Genomic DNA, 10,814 nt, shown 5'->3' on the forward strand with positions numbered 1-10,814 from the left:
TTCTCATGAATTATTTAGAATTTAATTGTGGAAAGGCTACTCAACAACAGCTATTCCCATTTTTTTCATCAGAAAGCAAGCATTCATATTTTCTGCTACTCCTTCTTTCATTTTATACGAAAATATTAATTCATCGTTGTTGATGTCAGCTTCGAAGCAATAGTTTCGAATATTATTAGGGAAGCTATTTTGTAACGAGCTCAAGGCTAAATCATGTGTGGCAATAATGCCATTGGTTTGTAGAGACATGAACTGTTTGATAAGAGCTAGCGATCCTTTTTGTTTATCAACAGAGTTTGTTCCTTTCAATATTTCATCGAGGATGATGAATAAGTCTTCATTGGCATTTAATTTATCAATGATTAATTTAAGTCTTTTCAATTCTGCAAAGAAATAAGACTCATTGCCTGTCAGTGAGTCACTAGTATGAAGGCAGGTAATTAACTTGGCAGGGTGTATTTCCATTTGGCTAGCACATACGGGGCTTCCAATACAGGCTAGCAGATAATTAATTCCTACTGTGCGGAGATATGTACTTTTCCCGGCCATATTGGCTCCTGTTACTATGATAAAGAAAGGTTGTTTTTCTATCGTTAGGTCGTTCTTTACGCATTTATCTCGGTTCATTAGTGGATGGCCAAGTTTCTCTCCTTTTATACATGATGGGGAAGAATTAATTTGGGGATATGTGTAATCAGGGTGGTTGTATGCGAATGTTGCTAGTGAGCAGAGTGCATCCATTTTCCCAATTGCTTCTAGCCATTTAGGCATCTCTTCAGCATAACTTTCTTTCCAGTTCTCAATCTTCATGATTTGTCGCAGTTCCCAGAAAAATAGTCCATTGAGTACCATTGCGATTATTATATTGTTTCGCCGATCGAGTTGATTCATTAATTTACTGAGATCTCTTATAGCTTCGGAAGAGTTTCGTTGTTCACTGTGAATCAGTTTCTTTATTTCTTTAAATGAACTGCTTTGTAATTCTGCTTGTTCGATGGTGCGAATAAGCTTTGCATAGGTTCCCAATATTTGCAACCTTTTTCCATAGATAACTTGTAGTTTAGTGATTTTTTTAGAGAAGATAAAACTAGAGAGTATAAAACTAACAAAGATCATTCCAGAAATGCTACTTGGTATAATATTGGCGATAGTGAGGCAAACCAGCACAACATTCGTTACAAAAACAATAGCAGGGAGCATTTGGAAGATCGTTTTGCTTCTAAAATAACTTGGCGATTGAGCCCATTTTACTATTTCTCCTTCATCTGTGGGTGTGCCTGCATAAAGTAGGCCTAGTATTCGGAACTCTTGCCTTAGTTTTATCTTAGGTGCTAGTTCTTTTACGGCTTCTTGCCGGGTCTCAATATTTTTTTTCTTGTCTAAATGATTCATGAACCAACTAGCTAAAGTATTCTTTCCTAGTTGAGTCGATGTGCGATTAATACACTGAAAAAGTGACAGTTTGCCAAAGAGATCAAGGTCATAAGAGTATAAATGGGTGTCATCTATAAATTCGTGACCATCTTCGAATGACGAAGTATCTCCATTTATGGCTTCTAATTCTTGCTTATTTATTCTGCTTAATTTTTCCAGGTACTCTTTTCTATAAAACAATGTATTGTGCTTTTTTACCAAGATAAAGAAAGGAACAAAGGTTATGATCGCAGCTATTGCTATAACTTCCCATCCACTACTCCAACAGTAGATTATCCCTATTACCCCTAAGATAAATAAGAAGAGCCTTATAATGCTTATTAAATAGATATTTCTTTTGTTCTTATCGAGTTTTTCATTGGTAATACTTATATTTTGAAGATAATACTGTTCTATTCTATTTAGCTCTTCCATTGATTTTTTTCTTTTATTATGATGAATGTTGTATAACTCTTTTATGTTTTAATAAAACAAAGATATACTTTTTTACCTCTTTCATCTAAACTTTTTAGATGAAAGCTTGCTCTAGTTCCTTAAAAATAAGTAACTTTCCAGCATTAATATATTTTGTTTTCTTTATTAAGAGGCTGGTTTTATGAAAAAGTTATGGATCTTCATATTGTTGGGAGTTATAGCGCTGGGTGCTGCTGCCCAAAATCAGGCTTATGCTAGTCTGAAAGATTTGTTTGCACACAAGGCTGACACGCTAGGCCTTTTAAAGATTGAAAAGAGGACAAACAATCAAATGATGATGACTGCTGGGGGGGATTACAAAATAACTTCAACCAATGATGCTTTGAATAAGCGTATTAGAAAGCGTTGTTATGGCATATGCTCTGATGGAACATTGTATCTCAATTGCAGAAAGCTAAGATTTAAAAAGTTCCGTTTTGGTACTTGTTATGTAGCTGCAATGTGGGTCGGGTCTAATCTCTATTTCTGTGCGGCTCCGATAGGTTCTGCCGCAAAGAGTGTTATTCCTGCTAAAAATTATGCAATGGGTGCTATTGGACAGGCTATCGCTTCTTCTTCTATGGTATCTGATCGTGTTTTTTATGAGATAGATTCGCTTACTCTTAAGGTTGATTTTGTAAGTAAAGAGAAGATGTCCTTTTTGTTGAAAAGTCATCCGGATTTACTTGCAGAGTATCTATCCGAAAACAGTGAAGCTGCTAAAGTCGTAGGTAAGTACCTTCGGTTGCTCCAGAAAAACTGACATATCTTAAGCGAAGTCTAAATTAACGTTCTGCCTTTTTTCTTTATCTATATTCAAGGGTCTGTCTCATGCTGCCAAAACGTAGATTGGCAATTTTTATTTTAATAGATTTTTCTTGCTAAAAACGGTTAATTATAATTAATATAGCACGTATTGTTTCTAATATCAGCCAAATATTTTATCTTCTTAAGAAAACTATAGCAACAAACAACGTTTTCTTTTTATATTTGCGGCATTAATTGACCGTAATGCTGACTAATAAAAAGGTAATAGAGATGATGATTAATTCAGGGAGAGAAAATTCGTCAAGGGCTGATTTGAGAACGCGAATTGTTAGAACTTCGATGGAGGCTTTTGCTACTCGTGGAGTAAAGAGCGTGACAATGGATGATGTTGCAATGATGCTTGGTATTTCTAAGCGCACCTTGTATGAGATTTTTGAGGATAAAGAGACGCTACTAATAGAATGCCTTTCCGATCATCATGATCAGATGGTAGTCTTTATGAGAGAGGTTTTAGAAACATCCTCTAATGTTCTTGAGGTTATTTTGAAAGGTTATAAAAAATCAATTGAAGACTATCGCGGGACAAATATTCGTTTTCTCCAAGAGATAAAAAAATATCCTAAAGTGTATGAACTCGTAAGAAGTAATCACAAAAGAGATCATGATGATGCAGTAGAGTTCTTTAAAAAAGGAGTTGAACAGGGTATCTTTCGCGATGACGTAAACTTCAGCATTGTTCACATACTTGTCCATGAACAATTCGACTCGCTTATGGGTCGTGAAATCTTTACGCAATACTCATTTATGGAGGTTTATGAATCTATTACCTTCACTTTTCTTAGAGGTGTTTCTACTGCAAAAGGGGCAGCTATTTTGGAAGAGTTTCTGATAGAATATAGATCGCAAAACAAACTTTGAATTAATTGCTAGAAGCGGAAGAGGCTTATTTTCTGTTTTTTTTATTGTTAGCTATTTTGAGAAATTGATATTTAAGCTAAATCTAAATAATGATGAAGGAGAATCTTTAATTACATAGAGATTCTCCTTTTAGTTTTCTCTCTTTTGTCTATCTTTGCGGCTCTCTAATAAAAAGTGCTTTATGCAAAATTACTTGAAACATACATTATGGCTTACTTTGATCGTAATATCGGTCTTTATGCTCTTGCATTTACTTCCTTCTATAGCTATTGGAGGGCATCAATTTCGCAAAGTCGATCTGTTTAGTGATATTCGTCTCCTTGAACCTGAAGAAAGTGAACAAGATAGTCTGCCGCTACCTTTGATTGTAAAGCCTTCATTTATTGATACATGTAAGGCGGGGCTTACCTGCATTGAAGATTATAGTGATTCTACCGGACATGGTATGTCTGTCTTCTATAAAGCTCTTGATGAGATAGGTAGCGTGAATCGCTTAGTACGAATCGCTGTTTTTGGTGACTCTTTTATTGAAGCGGATATTCTAACTGCTGATTTACGCGAGATGCTTCAGAAAAAGTTTGGAGGTTGCGGTGTGGGCTATGTCCCGATTACTTCTATGACTAGCGGATATAGGCCCACTGTACGCCATTCATTTGGAGGATGGCATAGCCATTCGATAACTGATACGGTGTATTTTGATCGGAAAAAGCAAGGCGTTGCAGGCCATTATTTTGTTGCAGACTCTGGGGCATACGTTGAATTGCGTGGGCAAAAAAACTATGCATCATTGCTTGATACTTGTACGCGGGCTTCTCTGTTTTTTAGTAATAAGGGTGACGTCAGACTCTCTGTAAGCGTCAATAGAGGCACTCCGCAGGAGATAATTACAACGCCTTCCGGAGGAACTTTGCAACAAATTCAAGCTAAAGGACGTATTGGATCAGTGAAATGGCGAATAGCCAGAGCTGATTCTACCTTATTTTATGGTATGGCTCTAGATGGTACACACGGTGTTGCAGTGGATAACTTTTCTTTGCGTGGTAATTCAGGCATGTCGTTAGCTTCTATTCCGGAAAAAACAATGAAAGAATTTAATGAGAAACGTCCGTATGACCTTATTATATTGCAATATGGATTAAATGTTGCTACGGAGCGTGGGCGCAATTATGATCATTATCGCAAGATGATGTTCAAATCGGTAGAACACATTAAAGAATGTTTTCCTCAGGCAGGTATTTTATTACTGGGTGTAGGTGATCGCGATTATAAAACTGAAACCGGTGACCTTCGCACTATGCCAGGTGTTAAAAACCTGATTCGCTATCAGCAAAGCATTGCTGCCGAGAGTGGCATTGCTTTCTGGAATATGTTTCAGGCCATGGGTGGTGACGAAAGTATGGCAAGGCTTGTTCATTCTAAACCTTCATTGGCCAATTATGACTATACTCATATTAATTTCAGAGGTGGTAAGTATTTGGCTAATTTGCTCTATGAAACTCTTATATACGGAAAGGCACAATACGAGAGGAGGAAGGAGTATGAGGAAAAGTAGGGAGTTGAGGTGGTTCATCCTCTTGTTTATAGGGCTTTTATGGATTAATGGAACAGAACTTTCGGGACAAGATCATTTGCCGAAGAAACCATATAGAGATAAGGCCATTCGGACAATAAAACCGACTCGAACATTGAAGTTAAACGCTGATACTATAGCAATTGGCGTTACATTTCCGAGTGCTTTTATTCACACACAAAAGAGTGAGATTATAGATAGTGCAGGAGTACTGTTGCCGATGTTGGAACACCTTCGTTTGATTCGGGCTGAGGCTACTGATGATACCATTCGGATTGTACATATAGGTGACAGCCATGTGCGAGGTCACATCTTTCCTAGACAAGTGGGTGCAAATCTTTCTGAAGCTTTCGGTGCTGTAGTATATACTGATATGGGCGTGAACGGGGCTACCTGTCTTACGTTTACACACCCTGCACGCATTGCTGATATATCATCATTGAAACCTGATTTGTTGATTTTTTCTTTTGGGACCAACGAGAGTCACAGTAGGGGATATAATGCAAATGTGCATTATCATCAGATGGACGAATTGGTAAAACTTTTACGAGATAGCTTGCCTGATGTTCCGATGCTAATGACTACCCCTCCAGGATCTTACGAAAGTTTTCGAACGCGCAGAAGGAAAAAGACATATGCCGTCAATCCGCGTACAGCCATTGCTGCAGAAACAATCTGTCGGTATGCCAAAGATCATGACTTGGCTGTGTGGGATATGTATAGGACGGTAGGTGGTCGTACCCGAGCATGTAAGAACTGGACTGCTGCCCGATTGATGCGTCCTGATCATGTGCATTATCTTGCTGAGGGCTATATGCTGCAAGGAGAATTATTATACGAAGCTATTATTAAAGCCTATAACAATTATGTTTCCCATTGATATTGATCTAACTCGTCTATATAGAGTGTTTACTTATGATCCGCAAACTCCGATGATTTTCAATAGCGGAATATTTCTCTGGATTTTTGCCGGCTTCATTTTTGTTTATACATTGCTTAGACGAAAGGATACGGCTCGTATTCTTTTCGTCACTGCGTTTTCTTATTATTTTTATTATAAGAGTAGCGGGACTTACTTCTTTCTGTTGGCAGTAGTTACTGCGAGTGATTTTTTCATCGCTAAGAAGATGGATCGTACGGTTCATATTGCGGCTCGAAAAGCGTTGGTGTTTCTTAGCCTATTTATTAATTTGGGTTTGCTGTGTTATTTCAAGTATACTAACTTTTTTGGTGATATCTGGGCTTCTCTTACCGGGCATAACTTTAATACTCTCGACATTTTTCTTCCGGTCGGGATCTCTTTTTTTACTTTCCAGTCTCTGAGTTATACACTTGATGTTTATCGCAAAGAGATTTCTCCACTGAATCGATTACTCGACTACGCATTTTACGTTTCTTTCTTTCCTCAACTGGTTGCCGGACCTATCGTTCGTGCGCGCGATTTTATTCCGCAGATACGTCAGCCACTTTTTGTTACACAAGAAATGTTTGGCCGTGGAGTTTTCTTTATTGTTTGCGGACTGTTTAAGAAAGCAATCATTTCTGATTATATCAGTATAAACTTTGTAGAACGCATTTTTGATAACCCTACGCTTTATTCCGGTCTAGAAAACTTGATGGGCGTTTATGGCTACGCCCTTCAGATATATTGTGACTTTTCAGGCTATAGCGATATGGCTATCGGTATTGCTTTATTGTTGGGATTTCATTTTAATATTAACTTTAATTCTCCGTATAAATCGGCTTCTATTACTGAATTTTGGAGACGATGGCACATCTCGTTGTCCACTTGGCTACGAGATTATCTTTATATTTCTTTGGGAGGCAATCGCAAAGGTAAGTTTCGTCAATACCTTAACTTGATTATTACGATGTTTCTCGGTGGTTTGTGGCATGGCGCTTCTTGGAATTTTGTGGCTTGGGGATCATTTCATGGAGTTGCTTTAGCTTTGCATAAAGGATGGATGGCTATCATCGGAAAGAAAAAGGAGGGTGATGTACATGGTTCTCGCCGTATGTTGGGCGTGATTATTACGTTTCATTTCGTCTGCTTTAGCTGGATTTTCTTTCGTAATTCCAGTTTTGATAATTCAATGGCAATGCTCGAACAGATATTCACCGCTTTCCACCCACAGTTATTTACTCAACTGATGGTAGGATATTGGGGTGTTTTTGCGCTAATGCTATTAGGTTTTCTACTTCATTTTGCACCGGATAAATGGGAACGAGCTTGTTGTAGCGGAGTCATTCGTTTGCCATTATTAGGCCAGGCATTATTGCTAGTGTTATTAATCTATGTTGTTATCCAGATGAAAAGTAGCGAAATTCAACCTTTCATCTACTTCCAATTCTGAGCTTAATAATATAAGGTGATGATATAAGAATTAAAATCCGGATGTAAGAAGGTCAGAAGGCCTGTAGGCGATGGTCCTAAATAGTTGCATTTTACTATCCAAAACCAACCATTGATTATTGGTGTCCGGTAATATTGGGGGTTATTCAATGGAAATCTCATCTATAAATAAATAAGGTTTTTTCCCTTCTCCTGCATGTTTTGCTGGAAGTGATGGACTACCTTTAATCAAAACTCTTACGTATCTCGTTTTTACAGGAGTGAATGATACATTATAATGGCCTATGTCTTTCTTCGTAATATCTGTATCCTTTGGAAATGTTCGGGTAGCTACTTCTAGAAAATTTGTGTTGTCATCCGACACAGAGATGGTAATGCTGGTGATCCCCATGATCCATGCACTCATGTCGACAACCGCTTGTGTTGACAGATGGCTTATCTGCTGCGGTTCAAGCAGATCAATTGTTGCTTCCGGATCCGCGGAGATGAAACCCAACCATCGTCCGGTAGCGTAACTGTCATTTCCTTTTAGGCCGTCTACCAATGTTCTGGCTCCATTAAAGCTATACTTCTCCGATGGTGCTACACTTAGCGAAATAGGACACATTGTTGCCTTGTTGAAGTTAATATCTTCATTTATTATTCTGCTTTTGCTTGTATCACGTATAGCAAGCGCTTTAAAAATAGAACTTTGAGTGATAGATATAGGGTCCTCGTATCTAGTTGACGATTGATTTGGTTCGCTACCATCAATCGTATAATAAATAGGAGCATTATCAATTGTGCTCAGTAGTATTTGCACCGCTTTGTCTTTTGATTGTGGAGCAAAAGAAGCTTTTAGGTCGTAAATATGCTTGGCGTAATTGTATCCTTCTTTGTGATAAAGCTCTAGTAAATGAGGTAGGCGAGAAGTGAAATATTTGTAGTTTTTCTTATTCGCCTCTGTCCATTGCACTTCTGCTAAGGCAGCCATGCGAGGTAGCAGCATATATTCCACTTGTTGCGAGGTCGGAATATATTCGCTCCATAGATTGGCTTGGACGCCGATGATGAACTTGCGATCCTCTTCATTCAGTTCTTCGGGTACTGGTTCCATGCTATATACCCGTTCTGCATTCAGAAATCCACCTATAGCCAGCGGTTCATTTTCCACATCTGCGGTTTGGTAATAGTCAAAATAGACATAAGAGTTCGGTGTCATGATAACATCGTGCTTCAATTGAGCCGCTTTAATACCTCCTTCCATACCTCTCCATGACATCACTGTAGCGTTGGGGGCAACATCACCTTCCAAGATCTCATCCCATCCGATAATTTTTCGTCCTTTGGCATTCAGATATTTCTCTATTCTCTGCATGCAATAACTCTGTAAGCGGTCCTCGGCTGTATGGTGCTCGTCTGCTTTCAAACCTTCTTCTTTTATTTTAGCTTGACACTTGGGGCACTCCTTCCATCTGCTACGTGGAGACTCATCGCCACCTATATGTATGTACTTCGATGGGAATAATTCGATTAACTCATCCAACACATCTTCAAGGAACTGCATGCTCTTTTCATTTCCGATGCAAAGCACATCGTTGAATATTCCCCAACGTGGAGAAACCTCGTAAGGTCCGCCAGTGCATCCTAATTCTGGATATGAAGCCAATGCTGCAAGCATATGTCCTGGTAGGTCGATCTCGGGAACTATTGTAATAAAGCGTTTTTGTGCGTAGGCCACAATCTCTTTAATCTCTTTCTGCGTGTAGAATCCATTGTATGGCTGCCCGTCGTACTTATCGGTGTTTCTGCCTACAACAGTTTCCTTTCTTATGGAGCCAATTTCCGTTAATTTGGGGTATTTCTTGATTTCCACTCTCCATCCTTGATCTTCGGTAAGATGCCAGTGGAAGTAATTGATGTTGTGTAGAGCCAATAGGTCAATGTGTTTTTTTATAAAATCGACAGGGAAGAAGTGGCGAGCAACATCAAGCATCATTCCACGATAAGCAAAACGAGGATAATCCTTTATCTGCACTGCCGGTAGTATAATATTGGCGTCTCTGGCGTCAAGAGGGATTGACTTTCTCAGTGTTTGGATTCCATAAAAAATCCCATTAGTACTTCTACCGCTAATGATTACATTCTTTTCATTTACTTGAATTTCATACCCTTCGGCATTTGTTATGTTTCGATCAATCTTTAGTAGGATTGCTCTTCTATCAGCTTTGTTATTCTTCGTAACGGCAATGCTTAGCGTTTTTCCTGTAATCTCTTTCAGATAATCAGATAAAAAGATGGCGTTACTCTGGAGTATCTTGTCTCCTTTGGGATATAAAATACGTGTTCGGCTATCCATTATATAAGGAGAACCTTTTGTGAGGACAACCTCTTGGGGGAGAGGTATAACTTGATAATTTGCTTCTTTTGTTTTTGCCCAGCAGGAAATTGAAATTGTGGCAAACAAAAAGCAGAGCATGTGGTTAAGTGTTCGCATAATGATTTTGATTAAGAATTTAACTCAGGCAAATATAAGTATTATAATTGTGACTTTAGTGCCGGCTCTTTTCCTTCTTTATATATAACGATTTCGTTTCCTAGTGATGAAACTGTAGTTTCCTCGTGATATACCAACTGTTTTATCACTAGAAAACCAATCGTTTTCATTCATTGATACTCTTTGTTTTCTAGTATGTAAACCAAAAGTTTTATAGTACCTGAATCTTCTGAACTTGTCCTTCCCTGCTTTATTTTACCAACTTCCTACTATCTATCTATAGTATAGAATAGACATCTTATGGAATAATCCCCCTGCTTCCTCCTTTCTCTTGATAACTTCTTCCCATTTCCTCCATTAGCAATGCCAAAGTCCACAAGTCTCTCTTTCCTGTATGACGCAATCGGTTCGTCATATCCATCTGCATCTCCACTGAAAAAAAACTTTTCCCCCTGATCAATTCATAATCAGGTGTTTATGTCTCCTTCAGATATTTCTTTCAAAAAAAGAGTCACATAAGTTTGGATTGCGTTGATGTAATCTCTACTTTTGCACCCGCTTTGTAAGAGACACAAGGCGTTCTGATTGACATTCTGATAGAAGCGGTTCGAGATCAAAAGAGTTTCAAGACATTTAGAAAAATCTTCCTATATAATTTGGATGATGATACTAAAAGTTGTTATCTTTGCCCTCCGATTCGCAAATACGGGGCCAGTTTATTTGGCGGTTCTTTTCTCACGAGAAGCATCCAAAAAATAAAACTAAAAAAAACTTCCAGAAACATTTGGTAGTTGGATTTAAAGCTCTTATCTTTGCACCCGCTTTTAAAACGAAGCAATTAC

At 38.3% G+C, this 10,814-nt stretch carries 8 protein-coding genes; 5 read left to right on the forward strand and 3 right to left on the reverse strand.

Annotation, left to right across the window (positions count from 1 at the left end):
- Positions 1-36: 36 nt before the first annotated feature.
- The gene (locus tag BQ5338_RS16395) at positions 37-1,848 is read right to left on the reverse strand and encodes a MutS-related protein (protein ID WP_071147816.1); all 1,812 of its coding nucleotides are present in this window, start codon (positions 1,846-1,848) and stop codon (positions 37-39) included.
- A 181-nt stretch (positions 1,849-2,029) separates the two neighbouring features.
- On the opposite strand from BQ5338_RS16395, the gene BQ5338_RS16400 reads away from it, so the two are divergent.
- From BQ5338_RS16400 to BQ5338_RS16420, 5 genes are all read left to right on the forward strand, one after another.
- The gene (locus BQ5338_RS16400) at positions 2,030-2,650 is read left to right on the forward strand and encodes a DUF6563 family protein (protein ID WP_071147817.1); all 621 of its coding nucleotides are present in this window, start codon (positions 2,030-2,032) and stop codon (positions 2,648-2,650) included.
- A 278-nt stretch (positions 2,651-2,928) separates the two neighbouring features.
- Positions 2,929-3,573 (forward strand): TetR/AcrR family transcriptional regulator, encoded by a 645-nt coding sequence (locus BQ5338_RS16405; protein ID WP_071147956.1) that lies wholly within the window; start codon positions 2,929-2,931, stop codon positions 3,571-3,573.
- A 181-nt stretch (positions 3,574-3,754) separates the two neighbouring features.
- Positions 3,755-5,125, forward strand: a complete 1,371-nt coding sequence (locus BQ5338_RS16410; RefSeq protein ID WP_071147818.1) for an SGNH/GDSL hydrolase family protein — start codon at positions 3,755-3,757, stop codon at positions 5,123-5,125.
- Entirely contained in the window at positions 5,112-6,023 is a 912-nt protein-coding gene (locus BQ5338_RS16415) for an SGNH/GDSL hydrolase family protein (protein WP_071147819.1), read from the forward strand. Before BQ5338_RS16410 ends, BQ5338_RS16415 begins: the two co-directional genes overlap by 14 nt.
- Positions 6,010-7,497 carry an MBOAT family O-acyltransferase gene (locus BQ5338_RS16420; RefSeq protein WP_071147820.1) on the forward strand — a complete coding sequence of 496 codons (1,488 nt, stop codon included), beginning with the start codon at positions 6,010-6,012 and terminating at the stop codon, positions 7,495-7,497. The genes BQ5338_RS16415 and BQ5338_RS16420 overlap by 14 nt, the downstream gene beginning before the upstream one ends.
- A gap of 141 nt (positions 7,498-7,638) precedes the next feature.
- Here BQ5338_RS16420 and BQ5338_RS16425 read toward each other — a convergent pair whose 3' ends face one another.
- Both BQ5338_RS16425 and BQ5338_RS17140 read right to left on the reverse strand, forming a co-directional pair.
- Positions 7,639-9,972, reverse strand: a complete 2,334-nt coding sequence (locus BQ5338_RS16425) for a glycoside hydrolase family 20 protein (RefSeq protein ID WP_071147821.1) — start codon at positions 9,970-9,972, stop codon at positions 7,639-7,641.
- 298 nt (positions 9,973-10,270) lie between these two features.
- Entirely contained in the window at positions 10,271-10,393 is a 123-nt protein-coding gene (locus BQ5338_RS17140; RefSeq protein ID WP_262483089.1) for a hypothetical protein, read from the reverse strand.
- Positions 10,394-10,814: the final 421 nt, after the last annotated feature.

It is taken from the genome of Bacteroides ihuae (genome assembly GCF_900104585.1).
GTDB lineage: Bacteria > Bacteroidota > Bacteroidia > Bacteroidales > Bacteroidaceae > Bacteroides > Bacteroides ihuae.